The sequence below is a fragment of the Actinomadura citrea genome, assembly GCF_013409045.1.
GTDB lineage: Bacteria > Actinomycetota > Actinomycetes > Streptosporangiales > Streptosporangiaceae > Spirillospora > Spirillospora citrea.
In genome coordinates this window covers 6,681,460-6,697,437 of sequence record NZ_JACCBT010000001.1, presented here as the reverse complement: position 1 = coordinate 6,697,437, position 15,978 = coordinate 6,681,460, and the positions used below count along the sequence as shown (strand labels likewise).

At 73.1% G+C, this 15,978-nt stretch carries 16 protein-coding genes; 4 read left to right on the top strand and 12 right to left on the bottom strand.

The genetic code is table 11. The features are described from left to right. Nucleotides 1–20: 20 nt before the first annotated feature. Nucleotides 21–1,211: a S8 family peptidase gene (locus BJ999_RS30780; RefSeq protein WP_179836506.1), complete on the bottom strand. Its 1,191-nt coding sequence runs from the start codon at nt 1,209–1,211 to the stop codon at nt 21–23. 330 nt (nt 1,212–1,541) lie between these two features. Here BJ999_RS30780 and BJ999_RS30775 point away from each other — a divergent pair, with 330 nt between their 5' ends. The 3 genes from BJ999_RS30775 to BJ999_RS30765 all read left to right on the top strand — a co-directional run bounded on the left by BJ999_RS30775 (nt 1,542) and on the right by BJ999_RS30765 (nt 4,130). Beyond that, nucleotides 1,542–2,036 carry a DUF3145 domain-containing protein gene (locus tag BJ999_RS30775; protein WP_179836505.1) on the top strand — a complete coding sequence of 165 codons (495 nt, stop codon included), beginning with the start codon at nt 1,542–1,544 and terminating at the stop codon, nt 2,034–2,036. Nucleotides 2,037–2,218: 182 nt separating this feature from the next. Beyond that, nucleotides 2,219–2,989, top strand: coding sequence for an alpha/beta fold hydrolase (locus BJ999_RS30770; RefSeq protein WP_179836504.1), 771 nt, complete (start codon nt 2,219–2,221; stop codon nt 2,987–2,989). After that, nucleotides 2,973–4,130, top strand: coding sequence for a SpoIIE family protein phosphatase (locus BJ999_RS30765; RefSeq protein WP_179836503.1), 1,158 nt, complete (start codon nt 2,973–2,975; stop codon nt 4,128–4,130). Before BJ999_RS30770 ends, BJ999_RS30765 begins: the two co-directional genes overlap by 17 nt. 28 nt (nt 4,131–4,158) lie before the next feature. On the opposite strand, the gene BJ999_RS30760 is transcribed toward BJ999_RS30765, so the two are convergent. Next, nucleotides 4,159–5,061 (bottom strand): MBL fold metallo-hydrolase, encoded by a 903-nt coding sequence (locus tag BJ999_RS30760; RefSeq protein WP_179836502.1) that lies wholly within the window; start codon nt 5,059–5,061, stop codon nt 4,159–4,161. A 127-nt stretch (nt 5,062–5,188) separates the two neighbouring features. On the opposite strand from BJ999_RS30760, the gene BJ999_RS30755 reads away from it, so the two are divergent. Then, nucleotides 5,189–5,617, top strand: coding sequence for a MarR family winged helix-turn-helix transcriptional regulator (locus BJ999_RS30755; RefSeq protein WP_179836501.1), 429 nt, complete (start codon nt 5,189–5,191; stop codon nt 5,615–5,617). A gap of 74 nt (nt 5,618–5,691) precedes the next feature. Here BJ999_RS30755 and BJ999_RS30750 read toward each other — a convergent pair whose 3' ends face one another. From BJ999_RS30750 to BJ999_RS30705, 10 genes are all read right to left on the bottom strand, one after another. Beyond that, entirely contained in the window at nt 5,692–6,999 is a 1,308-nt protein-coding gene (locus tag BJ999_RS30750; protein WP_179836500.1) for a beta-ketoacyl-[acyl-carrier-protein] synthase family protein, read from the bottom strand. Nucleotides 7,000–7,077: 78 nt separating this feature from the next. Continuing rightward, nucleotides 7,078–7,332, bottom strand: coding sequence for an acyl carrier protein (locus BJ999_RS30745; protein ID WP_179836499.1), 255 nt, complete (start codon nt 7,330–7,332; stop codon nt 7,078–7,080). 56 nt (nt 7,333–7,388) lie between these two features. Further along, the gene (locus BJ999_RS30740; RefSeq protein ID WP_179836498.1) at nt 7,389–8,357 is read right to left on the bottom strand and encodes a beta-ketoacyl-ACP synthase III; all 969 of its coding nucleotides are present in this window, start codon (nt 8,355–8,357) and stop codon (nt 7,389–7,391) included. Beyond that, nucleotides 8,354–9,283 (bottom strand): ACP S-malonyltransferase, encoded by a 930-nt coding sequence (locus tag BJ999_RS30735; protein WP_179836497.1) that lies wholly within the window; start codon nt 9,281–9,283, stop codon nt 8,354–8,356. The genes BJ999_RS30740 and BJ999_RS30735 overlap by 4 nt, the downstream gene beginning before the upstream one ends. Nucleotides 9,284–9,440: 157 nt before the next feature. Then, nucleotides 9,441–10,568 (bottom strand): PucR family transcriptional regulator, encoded by a 1,128-nt coding sequence (locus BJ999_RS30730; RefSeq protein WP_244984552.1) that lies wholly within the window; start codon nt 10,566–10,568, stop codon nt 9,441–9,443. Nucleotides 10,569–10,682: 114 nt separating this feature from the next. Then, nucleotides 10,683–11,708, bottom strand: a complete 1,026-nt coding sequence (locus BJ999_RS30725; protein ID WP_179836495.1) for an alpha/beta hydrolase — start codon at nt 11,706–11,708, stop codon at nt 10,683–10,685. A 56-nt stretch (nt 11,709–11,764) separates the two neighbouring features. Next, nucleotides 11,765–12,940: an acyltransferase family protein gene (locus BJ999_RS30720; RefSeq protein WP_229810145.1), complete on the bottom strand. Its 1,176-nt coding sequence runs from the start codon at nt 12,938–12,940 to the stop codon at nt 11,765–11,767. Further along, nucleotides 12,933–13,877: an alpha/beta hydrolase gene (locus BJ999_RS30715; protein ID WP_179836494.1), complete on the bottom strand. Its 945-nt coding sequence runs from the start codon at nt 13,875–13,877 to the stop codon at nt 12,933–12,935. The genes BJ999_RS30720 and BJ999_RS30715 overlap by 8 nt, the downstream gene beginning before the upstream one ends. A 151-nt stretch (nt 13,878–14,028) precedes the next feature. Continuing rightward, entirely contained in the window at nt 14,029–14,694 is a 666-nt protein-coding gene (locus BJ999_RS30710; protein WP_179836493.1) for a response regulator, read from the bottom strand. Beyond that, nucleotides 14,691–15,968, bottom strand: coding sequence for a sensor histidine kinase (locus tag BJ999_RS30705; protein ID WP_179836492.1), 1,278 nt, complete (start codon nt 15,966–15,968; stop codon nt 14,691–14,693). The genes BJ999_RS30710 and BJ999_RS30705 overlap by 4 nt, the downstream gene beginning before the upstream one ends. Between the last annotated feature and the right edge of the window lie 10 nt (nt 15,969–15,978).

Here is a 15,978-nt window from a genome sequence, read left to right as displayed (position 1 = left end):
CGAGGCCCCCCGCTCCCCTTTCACCCTATGACACCGAGCGATGACGCGGCGTGCACTTCGGTGCCTAGGCCGGGAAGTACCGGGTGCCGGGCCGGATCGAGCACGCGGTCGGCCGCCTCGGACGCGCCGATGCCCTCCTCCGCCGCGAGGGCGGCGATCCGTCCCGCCACGACCGGCGTCGCGAACGACGTCCCGCTCCATGTCGCATAGCCGTCGAACCGGTCGGGATCGGCACCGTCCACCGCGGAGCGGGGGCCGTCGAACCGGACGAAGGCACTGGCCACGCCGACGCCCTGCGCGCAGGCGTCCACCCACCATCCGTGGTTGGAGAACCAGGCCCGGTCGTCGCCGTCCAGGGCGGCGACGCCGATGACCGGCTTCATCGCGGCGGGCCAGAACGGGCGGTCCGTCGCGGTGTTCCCCGCGCACGCCACGACGACCGTGCGGCGGCCGAGCGCGGCGATCGCCTGGGAGAGCACCGGCGAGGGGCGGTCGTCGTAGGTGTGGCAGCCGAGCGAGATGTTGACGATGTCGGCGCGGCCCCAGGCGGCGAGCCACTCCAGCGCCCGGATCACGTCCAGCTCGTCGCCGATCCCGTGGCCGTCGATGACGCGGCGGGCCCGCAGCGCGGCGGACGGCGCCTGGGACAGCACGACGCCCGCGATGAACGTGCCGTGCCCCGCCTGCGCGTCCAGCTCGAAGTCCAGATCGGCGTCCAGGACCTCCGCCGCCTCGTCGCGCTGCTCGCGGTACCAATCCTCGCCCTCGTACCAGGGGTGCGGCGACAGCCCGGTGTCCAGGATCGCGACCGTCACGTCCCGCCGGACCGGGCCGCCCTCGGGCGCGGGCAGGGGAGGGGCCGGGCGGGGCAGGTCCGCGGGCCCGCTCCACCACATCGGCTGGCCGAGGACGAGATGGTTCGGCGCCGCGCTCAGCCGGCGGTGCCGCCGGTCCGCGCCGCCGAGGACGGCCGCCAGCTCGCACACGTCGACCTTCGCGGGGGCGCGCAGCCGCAGCCGCGTGACGCCGCCCTCGTCGTCGCGCGAGTCGTACCAGCGCCGGACCAGCGACTCGGCGGCGCCCGCGTCCCGTCCCGCGACCAGGATCTCGTCCCGGCGGATCAGCGCCGGTCGCCCCGGCATCGGTTCCACCACGACGGCGTCCGCGTGCCGCGCCAGCACCCGGTCCAGCCGGGCCTGTTGATCGAACATCGAGCCTCGCCCTCTCCGCACCGACCCTTTCGCTCATCGTGCCGGAATGATGACGCTCCGTGCCGGGAAACGGGCGGAACGCGGGCCGATGACGGCTCCGTGACGAGTCTCACCCCGAGAGGGGCGCACACCTCTCTCCCCTTCGCAATAGTGGATCTTGCCGGAGTCGCCGGGTGAACGATGTGCATCCTGTGTTCAAGCGTTCAACAAACTGCGAACTCACGGTGGTGCGACTCCGGCCGATGATGCACAATGAGGGACGCGGACGCCGACTTGGGACGTACGAGGCCGTAGGGGAAGACGAGCCTCGGTACAGATCCAGGAGGTCCGGTGACCGCACGTGGCGTTTTTTACGTCCACTCCGCGCCACCTGCGCTGAGCCCGCACATCGAGTGGGCCGCCGCAGGTGTTCTCGGGGTGCCCGTTTCCCTTGAGTGGGCAGATCAGCCGGCCGCGCCCGGAACGCTGCGCGCCGAGCTCCATTGGGAGGGCAGGCCCGGTACGGCGGCGGGCATCACCTCCGCGCTGCGCAACTGGAAACTGGTGCGGTTCGAGGCCACCGAGGATCCGACGCCCGGCACCGACGGCGTCCGCTTCAGCTTCACCCCGACCCTCGGGGTGTTCACCGGGGTCATCGGCGCCAGCGGCGACATCATGATCCCCGAGGACCGGCTCCGCGCGGTGATGGCGAACGCCGCCGTCGGCAAGGCCACCCTGGAGCAGGAGCTCGACCGGCTGCTCGGCACGCCGTGGGACAACGAGCTGGAGCCCTTCCGCAGGGCCGGCGACGGCGCCCCCGTCCGCTGGCTGCACGCCGCCGTCTGACGGACCCGCCGGCGCGGAGCGTGCCCGTCCCGCAACTCGCACGCTCCGCCGCGGAGGACGGTCATGCCCGCCACCCGGTCGGCCCGGGAGGTGTGGAGGCGCGAGCCCCGGGGCAGGCAAGAGAAGTGTCCGTTTTGACCCGCAACAACGTTCATGACCTGGGCCGACGGTCAGGTCAGCCCATGATCTTCGCGCACGGGTTCGGCTGTGACCAGACGATGTGGCGGCTCACCGCACCGGCCTTCGAGGCCGAACGCCGGGTCATCCTGTTCGACCACGTCGGGATGGGGAACTCGGAGCTGGCGGCCTACTCGGCCGACCGGTACGACGCCCTGGACGCCTACGCCGAGGACGTGCTGGACATCGTCCATGAACTGGACCTGCGCGATGTGATCTTCGTCGGGCACTCGGTCAGCGCGATGATGGGGGTGCTGGCCGCCAACCGGGAGCCGCATCGCTTCGCCGGCCTCGTGCTGGTCGGCCCCTCTCCCCGCTACATCGACGAGGGGGACTATGTCGGCGGGTTCAGCGGCGCCGACATCACGGAGCTCCTGGAGTCGCTGGAGAGCAACTATCTCGGCTGGTCGAGCCGGATGGCGCCGCTGATCATGGGGAACGCGGAACGGCCCGAGCTGGGCCAGGAGCTGACCAACGCCTTCTGCCGTACCGACCCCGACATCGCGCGGCAGTTCGCCCGCGTGACCTTCCTGTCCGACAACCGGGCCGACCTGCCCGAGGTGAGCGTCCCGGCACTGCTCCTGCAGTGCTCGGAGGACATCATCGCCCCGGAGGCGGTGGGGGAGTACGTGCACCGCGCCATCCCCGGAAGCGAGCTGGTGCGGCTGCGGGCGACCGGGCACTGCCCCATCCTGAGCGCGCCCGAGGAGACGATCGAGGCGATCAAGGCCTTTCTGGAGAAGGTTCCGGGTGGCCCCGATGTCCGGCACGGATGACGAACTCGCCCGCCTGCGGGACCTCTATGAGCACGCGCCCTGCGGCCACCTGTCGCTGAGTCCTCCCGGGACGATCACCAGGGTCAACCAGACGTTCCTCGACTGGACGGGCTACCGCGCCGAAGAGCTGCTCGACGGCACGCGCTTCCAGGAGCTGCTCCCCGTCGGGGACCGCATCTACTACGAGACGCACGTCCGGCCGCTGCTGACCATGCAGGGCGAGGTCCGCGAGATCGCGGTCGACCTGAAGTGCGCCGGCGGCGAGCGGCTGCCCGCGCTGGTCAACTCGACGCTGCGCCCGGAGGAGCCGGGCGGGTCCGCCTCCGTCCGGGTCTGCGTCTTCCGCGCCACCGACCGCCGGGAGTACGAGCGGGAACTCCTCAACGCCCGCCGGCGCGCGCGGGAGTCGGAGGCACGCGCCCGGCAGCTCGCCGAGACCCTTCAGAGCAGCTTCATCCCGCCCGCGCTGCCGTCCGTGCCCGGCCTGGAGGTGGGCGGCGCCTACCGCCCGGCAGGGGCCGGCGACGAGGTGGGAGGGGACTTCTACGACCTGTTCGAGATCACTCCCGCCCGGTGGGGGCTGGTGCTGGGGGACGTGTGCGGCAAGGGGGCCGGGGCCGCGGTGGTGACGAGCCTGGCGCGGTACACGGTGCGGGCGGTCGCCACGGAGGCCGAGTCGCCCGCCGACGTCCTCCGGAAGCTGAACTCGTCTCTGCTGAGCCATGGCGAGGAGCGGTTCTGTACCGCCGTCTACGCCGGCATCGAGTGCGGTCCGGGCGGCGGGCCGCTCCTGACCGTCTCGCTCGGCGGTCATCCCGCGCCGCTCCTGGCCACCCCCTCCGGCGAGGTGCGGCCCATCGGCCGGCCCGGCGACCTGCTCGGCCTGCTCGACGACGTGGTGCTGGCCGACGAGGCCGTGGAGCTGCGGTCCGGCGACGCCGTCCTGTTCTTCACCGACGGTGTCAGCGAGGCGCGCCGCGGCCGGGAGTTCTTCGGCGAGGACCGGCTCGCCGCCCTGCTGTCCGACGTCAGGGCCCACGCCGCCGACGCCATCACCGGACGCATCGTCGACCGCGTCCTCGGGTTCCAGGACGGCGTGCCGCGCGACGACATCGCCCTCGTCACCCTCAGGGTCCCCTAGTCTCGGAGCCCGCACGCGAGGCTCGCGGTCACGGGCGGTGCCAGGCCGCGGGGGAGGCGTCCGCATCCACGGGACGCCACGCGGGGCCGTCGCCGTCCCGCCGGACCCGCCCGAACACCACGTCGGCGAAGTGGACGCCGAAGCCGATCGTGCCGGGCTCCTCCAGCTCGGCGACGAGACGGCGGCGGTGGTCGGCGGACCGGGCGGGGTCGTGGTCGACGGACGCGGACCATTCGGGGTGGTCGATCTGGATGGGTGAGTGCAGGGCGTCGCCGAACGCGATCAGCCGCTGTCCGCCCGAGGTGACGACGTACTCGGCATGGCCGGCCGTGTGCCCCGCGGTGATCCGGACCCGCACCCCCGGGAAGATCTCCTCGCCCTCTGTCACCGTCCTGACGCGCGACGCCATGGCGGTGACCTCCTCGGCCATCACGTCGCGCTCGGCCCATTCCGACTCGGACACCAGGTAGTCGGCGTGGGCGAACACGGGACGGTCGCTCCCGGGGGCGGGATGCCAGGCCCAGCCGAGGTGATCGGAGTGAAGGTGGGTGAAGGCGACGGCCTCGATCTCTTCCGGCCCGCGGCCGAGTTCGGCCAGGCTCTCCAGAAGCGCGCCCCCGTGGATGTCGCCGCGCGGGGTGCTCGGGTCGGGCGGCAGCGACTGCGGCCCGAACCCCGCGTCGATCAGCAGGGCGCGGTCGCCGTGCTCCACCAGCAGGCCGCCGATGCTCGCCACGAGGTGACCGGAGGCGTCCAGGTAGTCCGGGTGGGTGATCCACACCTCCTCGGTGGTGTCCGGGAGCCAGCCGCGCGGAGGGAGCCGCACGGCGCCGTCCGGTACGTAGGACACCCTCATGTCGCCCAGCGGGAGCGAGCGGATTCCCGCCGGCCGCCGCAACCGCTCGGCCTGGTCGACCACGGAGTTCGTCATGATCCCTTCCCTTCTTCGGTGCCAGGTCGTCGCCGGGCTCCGCGGCGACGGCACCCACCATAAGCATCAAGCTAGAAACATTCAAGCTCTAATTATTATGACTTGATGCACTTGCTAGGATGGCTGCATGACAACGCCCCGGGAGCCACAGGCGGCCGCCGAGCGCGAGGTGTGCGGTCTGGTGAACGGGCTGGCCCAGCAGATCGCCGATCACGTACGCGACCGCGCCGTCACCCTGGGCCTCACCGCGGCGCAGGCCACCGCGCTGCGGGAGATGACCGGACCGATGACCATGCGGGAGCTCGCCGAGCGCATGAGCTGCGAGCCCTCCAACGCCACCTTCGTCATCGACAAACTGGAGAAGCAGGGACTGGTCGAGCGCCGGGCCCATCCCACCGACCGCCGCGCCAAGCTGCTCGTCCTCACCGCTGACGGCGACGTGCTCCGCGAACGGCTCCTCGAACTCCTCGTCCAGGACTCACCGCTGGCCGGCCTCACCGCCCAGCAGCAGCGCACCCTTCAGGACCTGCTCGAGCAGGCCATCACCCGACGGTGAACCGACGCGTCGGGTCTGTGCACGCGCGAACGGCCCGACGGGTCTAAACCCGGCGGGCCGTTCGGTGAGAAGGCTCAGAGAGCGCGCTGGAAGGCGACCGACACGTTGTGGCCGCCGAATCCGAACGAGTTGTTGAGCGCCGCCGCCGGGCCGTCCGGGAGCTTGCGCGGCTCGTCCCGCACGATGTCGAGGTCGACCTCGTCGTCGAGGTCCTCCAGGTTGGCCACGAACGGCACGAGGCCCTCCTTGAGCGCGAGCACCGTGAAGATCGACTCAAGCGCGCCGGCGCCGCCGAGCATGTGCCCGGTCATCGACTTGGTCGCGGTGATGACCACCTGGCGCGCGGCCTCCTCGCCGAGCCCCGCCTTGATGGAGGCGAGCTCCGCGACGTCGCCGGCGGGGGTGGAGGTGGCGTGCGCGTTGATGTGGACGAGGTCGCCGGGCTCCAGGCCCGCGTCCTTGAGGGCCCGCTGCATCGCCTTGGCCTGCCCGGCGCCGGACGGGTCGGGCAGCACGATGTCGTAGGCGTCGCCGGAGTAGCCGCAGCCGGCCGCGATGCCGTGGACGTTCGCGCCGCGGGCGCGGGCGTGCTCCTCCGATTCGAGGATCATCACGGCGGCGCCCTCGCCGAGCACGAAGCCGTCGCGGTTCTTGTCGTAGGGCCGGGACGCGCGCGCGGGCTCCTCGTTGCGGGTCGACATCGCCCGCATCGCCCCGAACGAGGCCATCTGCAGGGGGTGTATGCACGACTCGGTGCCACCGCAGATCACCACGTCGGCGCGGCCGGCGCGGATCATGTCGATGGCGTACCCGACCGCCTCGCCGCTGGACGCGCAGGCGCTGACCAGGGCGTGCGAGCCGGCCATCGCGCCGAACTCGATGCCGACGTGCCCGGAGGCGCCGTTCGGCATCAGCATCGGGACGGTGAAGGGCGAGACCCGCGACCAGCCCTTCTCCCGGAAGACGTCATAGCTGTTGAGGGCGGTGTGCAGGCCGCCGATGCCGCTGGACAGCACCACGCCGAGGCGCTCGCCGTCGACCGTGAAGCCGCCGTCGACGCCGGCGCGGTCCATGCCCTTCTGGGGCTTGCCGCCCGTCGGCGCGGCGAACCCGGCGGACGTCCAGGCCTCGCGCGCGGCGATCAGGGCGATCGCCTGGTTGCGGTCGAGACGCCGCAGGTTCTGCTTCGGCATCACCTCGGACGGGTCGACCTTCAGCGTCGCGGCGAACCGGACCGGCAGGTCCTCGACCCCCTCCCAGTCCAGCTTGCGGATACCGGACTCGCCGGCGAGCAGGGCGGACCAGGTCGACGGCATGTCGCCGCCGAGTGGGGTCGTTGCACCGAGACCGGTCACCACGACCCTGGTCTGGCTCTTGCTCATAGTGCGTGCTCCTTGCGGACTGTGAGGGGAGGAGGGAGGGCGCGCCGCCTCCCGGGTGGCGGCGCGCCCTCCTGCGGCTCAGCTCTGCAGGTTCTGGACGAAGTTGATGACGTCCTTGACCGTCTTGAGGTTGCGCAGCTCGTCGTCGGGGATCTCGACGCCGAAGCGGTCCTGGGCGGCCACCGCGATCTCCACCATCGACAGCGAGTCGATGTCGAGGTCGTCGATGAAGTTCTTCTCCGGGGTCACCTCGGACTTGTCGATGCCGACGATCTCATCGATGATCTCCGCGAGGCCGTCCAGAATCTCCTGTTCGGTGGCGACTTCTTTCATGTTCCTGGGTTCTCCTTCGGTGGGTTGGTCCAGAGCCTGCGAGCAGGCGTGACGGCCTACGGGATCTGGATGACTTGGGCAGCGTAGGACAGCCCCGCACCGAATCCGACCAGCAGGGCCGGGGCGCCGGACGGCACGTCGCCGCGTTCGATCATTCGGGACAGCGCAAGCGGGATCGAGGCGCCCGAGGTGTTGCCGGACTGCCTGATGTCGTCGGCCACGACGGCGTTGGACGCCTTCACCTTGCGGGCGATCGCCTCGATGATCCGCAGGTTGGCCTGGTGCGGGACCACGGCGGCGAGCTCTTCGGGCTTGACCCCGGCCCGCTCGCACGCCTGGATCGCGATCGGCGCGATGGCGGTGGTGGCCCAGCGGAACACCGCCTGCCCCTCCTGCCGGATGAACGAGTTGCGGTCCTCGATGATGATCTTGTCGTACTTGTCGCCGGCGCTGCCCCACACGACGGGGCCGATGCCGGGGGTCTCGCTGGCGCTGACGACCGCCGCGCCCGCGCCGTCGGCGAAGATGATGCAGGTGGAGCGGTCGGTCCAGTCGATCCACTGGGACATCTTCTCGGCGCCGATGACCAGCGCGTTGCGGGCGCTGCCCGCCCGGACGGCGGCGCTGGCGGTGGCGAGCGCGTAGCAGAAGCCGGCGCAGGCGGCGTTGAGGTCGAACGCGCCGGGCGCCTCGATGCCGAGGCGGTGCGCGATCTGCGCGGCGTGGCCCGGCATCGGCGTCTCCGCCGAGCAGGTCGCGAGGATCACCAGGTCGATGTCGGAGGGGGCGAGGCCGCTGCCCGCCAGCGCCTTGCCGGCGGCGTGCGCGCCGAGCTCGACGATGCCCTCGTCGTCGCCGGCGATGCGCCGCTCGGTGATGCCGACGCGGCTGCGGATCCACTCGTCGTTGGTGTCGACGGTCTGCGCGAGGTCGTCGTTGGTGACGATGCGGGCGGGCCGGTAGTCGCCGAACGCCAGGATGCGGGCGCCGGGCGCCGCCTCGGGGATGGTGAGCGCTGCGGTCATGACGCGTCCGCCTCGATCAGTTCGCGGGCCTTGTCCAGGTCGGCGGGGGTCTTGAGGGCGACCAGCTCGATGCCCTTCAGCTCGCGCCGGGCCAGGCCGGTGAGCGTCCCGGCGGGCGGCAGCTCGATGATCCCGGTGACGCCGAGCTCGCGCATGGTCTCCATGCACGCGTCCCAGCGGACGGGGGCGCTGACCTGCTCGACGAGCCGGGCGACGAAGTCGCGGCCGCTCTCGACGACGGCGCCGTCGCGGTTCTGGAGCAGCTTCGCCCGCGGGTCGGCGACGGGCACGCCGGGCGCGAGGCGGCGCAGGGCCCCGACGGCGGGCTCCATGTGCTCGGTGTGGAAGGCCCCCGCGACCGACAGCGACCGCAGGCGCGCCTTGGGGGGCGGCTCGTCGGCGAACTTCGCGAGCCGCTCGGTCGTCCCGGCGGCGACGATCTGGCCGGCGCCGTTGACGTTGGCGGGGGTGAGGCCGTGCTTGTCGATCGCGGCGAGCACCTCGTCGGCCTCGCCGCCGAGCACGGCCGTCATCCCGGTCTCGGTGACGCCGGCGGCCTCGGCCATCGCCCGGCCCCGCTCCCGGACGAGGACCAGCGCTGCCTCGGGGGTCAGCACCCCGGCGATCGCGGCGGCGGCGAGCTCGCCGACGCTGTGCCCCGCGACGGCGTCCGGCCCCGTCCTCCCGCCCGGGGCGCCGTCGTAGAGGGCCTCGGACGCGGCGAGCGCGGCCGCCACGAGCAGCGGCTGCGCGACCGCGGTGTCACGGATCTCCTCGGCGTCCGCGGACGTCCCGTACCGGACCAGGTCCAGACCCGTGACCGCCGACCACCAGGCGAACCGGTCGGCGACTCCGGGTTTCTCTAGCCATGGCTGCAGGAAGCCGGGGGTCTGGGCGCCCTGGCCGGGCGATGCGAGGAGAATCACAGCGTCCAGCCTGCCGTCATGTGCCCGCGCCCACGATGCCGATCACGACGAAGTTTGGTCTTGGCGCTTTGTACGACCCCTACAAGAAACCCTGGTGAGCGCCTGTAACCCGGGCTGAGGCCCCCGATGCGACGCTCCTCACTTCCCGCCGTCCTGACTACCCGGTCGTCCTGGCGGCGCGGGCGTGGAAGCGGCCGAGGACCAGGGCGATGCGGAGGGTGAAGGCGTTGCGGCCGTCGGTGGGGGCCAGGCCGGTCAGCTCGGCGACGCGGCGGAGCCGGTAGCGGACGGTGTTGGGGTGGACGAACAGGAGCCGGGCGGTGGCCTCCAGGGACGAGCCCTGTTCGAGATAGGTGGTGAGCGTGTCCAGGAGCGGGGCGCCGGCGGCGAGCATCGGGTTGTAGACGCTGTCCACCAGGTAGCGGCGCGCCTCGTCGTCGCCGTCGAGGGCGCGCTCGGGGAGGAGTTCGGTGGCGAGGACGGGACGGGGCGCGTCCGGCCAGCCCGCGGCGGCGCGCAGGCCGGCGACGGCGGCGCGGGCGGAACTCGTGGACTCGTAGAGGTCGGAGACCTGCGGCCCGACCACGACCGGGCCGGGCCCGCACTTGGCGGCGATCGGGCGGGCGGCCTCCATCGGGTCGGTGTCGCCGCCCACGATGACGACGACCCGGTGCCCCTGGACGCCGGCCAGCACGTCGGCGCGGGCGCGGCGCGCGGCCAGCTGCATCTGGTCGATGGTGACCTCGGGCTCCTCGTCCTCCGGGGTGAAGCCGGCGATGACGGTGACGGGCTTGGACGTCCAGCCGAGCGCGGCGGCCCAGGAGTGCATGCCGTCGTCGACCTCGTCGCGCAGCACCGCGTTGACGACGAGGGCCTCCAGGCGGGCGTCCCAGGCGGCGCGCGTCTCGGCGGCGCGGGCGTAGACCTGGGCGGCGCCGAACGCCACGTCCCGGGTGTAGCGCAGGATGGCCTCGCGCAGCTGGGCCTCGCCGCCGGGCGCGGCCAGCTCGTCCAGCCGGGTCTCCACCACGTCGATGATGACGCGGATCATGTCGATGGTGTGCTGGAGCTTGATGGAGCGCAGCAGCTCGCGGGGCGCGGTGCCGAACACCTCGCCGGCGATGGCCGGGCGGCTGCGCTCGTTGCTCTTGAACCACTCCACGAACGCGGCGATGCCGGCCTGCGCCACGAGGCCGATCCAGGAGCGCTGGTCGGCGGGCATGCGCCGGAACCAGGGGAGCTGCTCCTCCATGCTGGTCAGCGCCGCGGTGCCGAAGGTCCCCATCGCCTTCTCCAGGCGCTGGGTGGTCTGCTCGCGGATCTCGGCCTCGTTCGCGGTGTTCACCATCCCAGGGTGCCACCACACCTGCGGTGTCCTCGCCGGAAGCGGGTAAACGGGTCAGCCTTGGGTCACCGCGGAGGCGCGTCCGAGCGCGATGTCGGTGAGGTTGCGCAGGGACGCGGAGCCGGGGGCGAGGTAGTCGCTGTGGCCTCCCTGTCCGGCGTCGAAGACCCGGGCGCCGAACCCGGTGGAGACCGGGTCGGGACCGAGGCCGAGCCCGAGGAACCGCACGTGCGGGACGTCCTCCATCCAGTCGGTCGAGCCCCGGCCCGCCCAGACGCGGGCCGACCCGCTCAGCCTGGACGCCGACCAGGCGGTCGTCCCTGGGCTGCCGTAGAGGGCGATGTCGGTGACCTGCCTCCAGGCGGCGCTCCTGGAGTCGCTCAAGGCGGCCCGGCCGCAGACCACCGAGCCGTAGCTGTGGCAGAGGAGACCCACACGCGCGCCCGGGTTGACCTGGTGGACGCCCTTCATGAACGTGCGGAGACGGACGGCGCCTTCGGCGGCCCGCTCGGCGGTGAGGACGTCGCTGCTGAACGTCTTGGGCGCCGCGTAGCCGAGCCAGGCGACGACCGCCAGGCCGGGCTCGGGCGACAGGGAACGGGCCTGCTGGTAGACGGCGCGTGCGCCCCCGCCCGGCGTCGACCAGGGTTTGCCGCCGCGCTTGTCGAACGCGGACAGCGTGGTGTCCGCGCCGGGGACGAGCACCGCGACGCGCCGCGCCCGGGTGAGGTCGCCGATGACCTCGATGGCCCGCCCGCGGCCGCGCGGGTCGAAGTAGAGGAAGCGGCGTCCGGGCTGGAGGAAGGCTCCCAGCGACGCGCGCCGGTCGGTGTCGCCGACCTTCTCCGCCGTCTTGAGGGCCTCTTCGATGGAGCGCCGCTCGGCGGCGTACCGGACGTCCAGCGTCGAGGGCGCCATCCTGGGGACCGCGACGGGCGCCGCGTACGGGTCGGCATGGCCCGTCCCGGCGGTCGTCAGCATCACCACGCCGATGGACGCGGCGGCGGCGGTGGCCCGCCGGAGGCGGCGGGCGTGCCGTCGCGGGGGGCGCGGCGAGGTCGTCGTGAGGAGCGGCGGCATCGTCGCCTTTCTACCATCGAAGATCGTCAGTGTGGGCCCGGCTCACCCCCGGTGGATCAGGAGACGCCTCTGGAGAAGTACGGGCCGGGGACCGCGTTGGTTCCCGGGGGCGGCGTGTCCCGCGCGTGTCGCCGCAGTCTTGGGAAGGCGGCGGCCAGTGCCCCGCCGGCGGCGAGCGCTCCGCCGAAGGCGACCAGCCACGCCAGGCGCTCGGCGATCCATTCCGGCCGGTCGGGAACGGTGTGCAACCCGTTCAGGCTACCGAACGCGAGCAGCGCCCCCAGGGTGACGAAGATCATCGCCGTCTGGTGCCAGAGATAGATCCGCATCGCGGAGCGGTTGGCCGCCGCGATCGCCGACCGCGCCCGGGCGTGTCGCGTCCAGCGGGTGAGGGGCCCGTGCAGCAGCGTCGCGAGGCCCGTCTGGGCGAGGCCGAACGCGACCGCCGCCAGCGTCGGCGGGCTGAGGTTGGAGACCGCGGCGCCCGGGACGCCGACCATGCTCGCCGGGTATCCGGCGAGCGGGACGAGCAGCGCGGTCGCCGCGGCGCCCCCGCCCAGCAGGGCGAGCCCGGCCCTGCGGGACCGCAGCGCTCCGCCCGACCAGCCGACGCCGAGGTAGAACGGCAGGAGCCAGGCGGTGAGGACGGTGGCCCAGCCCGTCCAGCCGGGCGCGCCGAGGACGAAGCGGCCGACGTCGATCCCGGCGGTCCCGGCGACGAGGAGCGCCGCCCCCGCGAGCCCGAACCGGTTCCAGGCCGCCGCGATGAGCGGGGTGAACGCCGTCAGCACCGCGTAGACGCAGAGGAACCACAGCGGGCTCAGCACCAGTTCGATCAGCGTGCGGACGCTGCTTCCGGGGAGACCGGCCCACGACAGGGCCGCGGCGACCGGAATCCAGATGATCGCCAGGGCCGGGAGCGGCCGGGCGAAGCGCGCGAGGCGCCGCCGCAGCCGATGGCTCCAGTGCTCGCCGGGACGCAGGCTCCTCGCCGCCGAGTAGCCGCCGACGAGGAAGAACACGGCGAGCGTCTGCAGGACCCAGGAGAGGGGCGCCAGTTCGGGCATGGTCTTGAGCGGGCTGGTGACGTGCAGCCGGTCGCCCGGGGCGTCCACGACGAGCGCGGTGACGAGCCAGTGGCCGAGGACGACGCCGAGGATCGCGAAGGCGCGCAGGGCGTCCACGGCCCGGTCGCGGTACCCGTCCTCGCCAGGGCTCCGGTCTTCAGGCATGGGTGACCTCCGCGTCGCGGCCGAGGGCGATCAGGGCGAGGTTGCGCAGCGCGAGGGAGCCGGGCTTCAGGTAGCCGCTGTGCGGGCCCGTCCCGGCGTCGAACCGCAGGGCGCCGAAGCCGGGCGAGACGGGATCGGCGCCGAACCCCAGCCCCGCGAGGCGGACGTGGGGGACGTACCGCACCCAGTCGCCCTTCGCCCGGCCCGCCCAGACGCGCGCGGACGTCCCGAGGTCGGAGACGTGGCGCAGGGTGGTGCCGGGGCTGCCGAACAGGGCGATCTGGTCCACCGGCAGGGGCGCCAGACGCCGGGCGGCCTTGCCGCAGACCACCGAGCCGTAGCTGTGGCAGAGCAGGGCGAACCGGGCCCGCCCGTTCACGCGGTGCACGCCGGCGAGGAGACGTTCGAGAGCCCGCGCCCCCTTCTCCGCATGTCCGCTTCTCAGGGCATGGGTGCTCAGCGTCGAGGGGGAGTCGTAGCCGAGCCAGGCGATGACGGCGATCCGCGCACCGGGCGCGGCGGCGCGGATCTGCCGGTCGAGCGCCCGGCTGCCGCCGCCGACGAACTTGGGCGAGTCGTAGTTGGCCAGAGAGTTGTCCGCGCCGGGCACGACCACCGCGATCCGGTCGGCGTGCTTGAGGTCGCCCAGGACCTCCACGGCGCGCCCGTCGCCTCGCGGGTCGAACGACAGGAACCGCCGGTCCGGCCCCAGGAAGGCGGACAGCGCCCGCGCCCGTCCCTCGTCGTGGACGCGCCTCGCGATGGCCAGAGCGCGCGTGATGTCCCGGCCGGTGGCCTGGTAGCGGGCGTCGAGTGCCGGCGCCGACAGTGCGGGTGCCGGGGCCGGCGGCGCGTACACCTCGGCGTGCCCGGCGGCCGTCGAGCCGGCCGCGGCCAGCACGGAAACGGCGGCGACGGTCCTGCGAACGCTGGGCATCCGGCCCGTCCTTCCTGGTCAGTGAAGCGGAGCACTGATCAGGAAGGTAGAAATCAGACGTGTGAGCGCACATCGGCCGACGGTGCCGTCCCGTGCCGTGCGCCCCCGGTATGACGAGATGCGCCCCCGGTATGACGGGAGGCGGCCGGCATCAGTCGCCGGGCCGCACCAGCCCCACCTCGTAGGCGTAGACGATCGCCTGCGGACGGTCGCGCAGCCCGAGCTTCATCAGGATCCGCCCGAAGTGCGTCTTGACGGTCTGCTCGGCGACGACGAGCCGTCCGGCGATCTCGCCGTTGGACAGGCCGCGCGCCACCAGCCCGAGCACCTCGGTCTCCCGCTCGGTCAGCTCCTCCAGCCGCTTGCGGGACGGCGCGCGCGGGCCACCGAGCCGGGAGAACTCCGCGATGAGCCGCCGCGTGACCGACGGGGACAGCAGCGCGTCGCCCGCCGCCACCACCCGCACCGCCTCGGCGAGTTCGGTCGCGGACGCGTCCTTCAGCAGGAACCCGCTGGCCCCCGCCCGCAGCGCCTCGTAGACGTAGTCGTCCAGGTCGAACGTCGTCAGCATGAGGACCCTGGGGGCGCCGTCCCCGGCGTCCGCGAGCAATCGGCGGGTCGCCTCCAGGCCGTCCATCACCGGCATCCGGACGTCCATCAGCACCACGTCGGGGCGCAGTTCGGCGACGCGGCGCAGGCCCTCCGCGCCGTCGGCGGCCTCGCCCGCGACCTCGATGTCGGGCTGGGCGTTGAGCAGCACGCCGAAACCGGTGCGCACCATGCCCTGGTCGTCGACGATCACGACCCGGATCGTCACGTCGCGTCCCGCGCCTTCACCGGCAGCGATGCGGTCACGGCGAATCCTCCCTCGGACGTGGGGCGGGCGGTCAGCTCGCCGCCCAGCGCGGCGGCCCGCTCCCGCATCCCGACCAGCCCGTGGCCGCCGCCCGGAAGCGGCGGGACGGACCCCGGCCCGCCCGCGGGCGGGCCGTTGACGACGCCGAGCCACACTATGCCGTCATCGCAGGACACTTCGACCTCGACGCGGGAACCGGGCGCGTGCCGCATGGCGTTGCTCAGCGCCTCCTGGAGAATCCGGTACGCGGTGAGCCCCACGCCAGGGGGCAGCTCCGCCAGGTCGCCGCTCAGCCGCGTCTCCACGCGCAGACCGGCGCCGCGCGCGTTGCCGACGAGCTCGTCCAGCCGCTCCAGGCTCGGCTGCGGGGCGGTCTCGGCGCCGTCCTCCGCGCGCAGCACGCCGAGGATGCGGCGCAGCTCCGTCAGCGCGTCCAGCGCGGTCGCGCGGATCTCGGCGAGGTCGCGGCGCGTCTCGTCCGGGACGGTCTCGACCTTGTAGGGCGCGGCCTCCGCCTGGATGGCGATCATCGACATGTGGTGCGCGACGACGTCGTGCAGCTCCCGCGCGATCCGCTGCCGCTCGGTCAGCACCGCCTCGGCGTCCTGGTGCCGCCTCTCCTGCTCGGCCAGCTCGCGCCGGGACGTCTGCCGGACGCGGACGGCGTAGCCCACCGCCAGCGGAAGCAGGAGCAGCACCGACGCCCCGGCCCCGGTCTCCGGGTCCTTGAGCCACACCCCGGCGAAGGAGATGATCGCGACGCCCAGCGTGACGTCGCGCGAGCAGCGCACCGCGACCGTGTACACGGTCACGATCGCCGCGAACGCGCCCGCCGGGACGTAGGGGACGGTCAGCCAGCCGTCGATGTCGATCAGCGCCATCGCCAGGAAGCTCAGCCGCCATGCGCCGAGCGGGTGCCGGTCCCGCAGCGCCAGCGGCGCCGTCACCGCCACGGCGATGAAGAGCTTCGTGCCGTCCGACACGTAGAGGCCGCGCCGCATCGTCTCGGTGGACAGCAGCGAGACCGTCCCGGCGACCAGCCCGACGGTCAGGGCCAGCCCGAACAGGTTCGCCACCAGCCCGTACGGCAGCCGCCCCACGCCGATGTACCGCGTCCAGCGCAGCAGCAGGGGCCACGGCCGGGTCAGCGGAGCCGGGTCCGCCCTGCCGGTCACGGCGGCGGCGAGCAGCACGTCCCGCAGGACGCCGCGCAGTGTGAGGTTCTCCCCGGCCATGAGCACCAGG

Bases quoted from the DNA above. Each gene is read 5' to 3' on its own strand.
- BJ999_RS30705 (WP_179836492.1), bottom strand. From the start codon at position 15,968: ATGGCCGGGGAGAACCTCACACTGCGCGGCGTCCTGCGGGACGTGCTG.
- BJ999_RS30750 (WP_179836500.1), bottom strand. From the start codon at position 6,999: ATGAGCAAGAGCCAGACCAGGGTCGTGGTGACCGGTCTCGGTGCAACG.
- BJ999_RS30780 (WP_179836506.1), bottom strand. From the start codon at position 1,211: ATGTTCGATCAACAGGCCCGGCTGGACCGGGTGCTGGCGCGGCACGCG.
- BJ999_RS30770 (WP_179836504.1), top strand. From the start codon at position 2,219: ATGATCTTCGCGCACGGGTTCGGCTGTGACCAGACGATGTGGCGGCTC.
- BJ999_RS30740 (WP_179836498.1), bottom strand. From the start codon at position 8,357: ATGACCGCAGCGCTCACCATCCCCGAGGCGGCGCCCGGCGCCCGCATC.
- BJ999_RS30725 (WP_179836495.1), bottom strand. From the start codon at position 11,708: ATGCCGCCGCTCCTCACGACGACCTCGCCGCGCCCCCCGCGACGGCAC.
- BJ999_RS30755 (WP_179836501.1), top strand. From the start codon at position 5,189: ATGACAACGCCCCGGGAGCCACAGGCGGCCGCCGAGCGCGAGGTGTGC.
- BJ999_RS30715 (WP_179836494.1), bottom strand. From the start codon at position 13,877: ATGCCCAGCGTTCGCAGGACCGTCGCCGCCGTTTCCGTGCTGGCCGCG.
- BJ999_RS30760 (WP_179836502.1), bottom strand. From the start codon at position 5,061: ATGACGAACTCCGTGGTCGACCAGGCCGAGCGGTTGCGGCGGCCGGCG.
- BJ999_RS30765 (WP_179836503.1), top strand. From the start codon at position 2,973: ATGTCCGGCACGGATGACGAACTCGCCCGCCTGCGGGACCTCTATGAG.
- BJ999_RS30720 (WP_229810145.1), bottom strand. From the start codon at position 12,940: ATGCCTGAAGACCGGAGCCCTGGCGAGGACGGGTACCGCGACCGGGCC.
- BJ999_RS30745 (WP_179836499.1), bottom strand. From the start codon at position 7,332: ATGAAAGAAGTCGCCACCGAACAGGAGATTCTGGACGGCCTCGCGGAG.
- BJ999_RS30730 (WP_244984552.1), bottom strand. From the start codon at position 10,568: ATGGGGACCTTCGGCACCGCGGCGCTGACCAGCATGGAGGAGCAGCTC.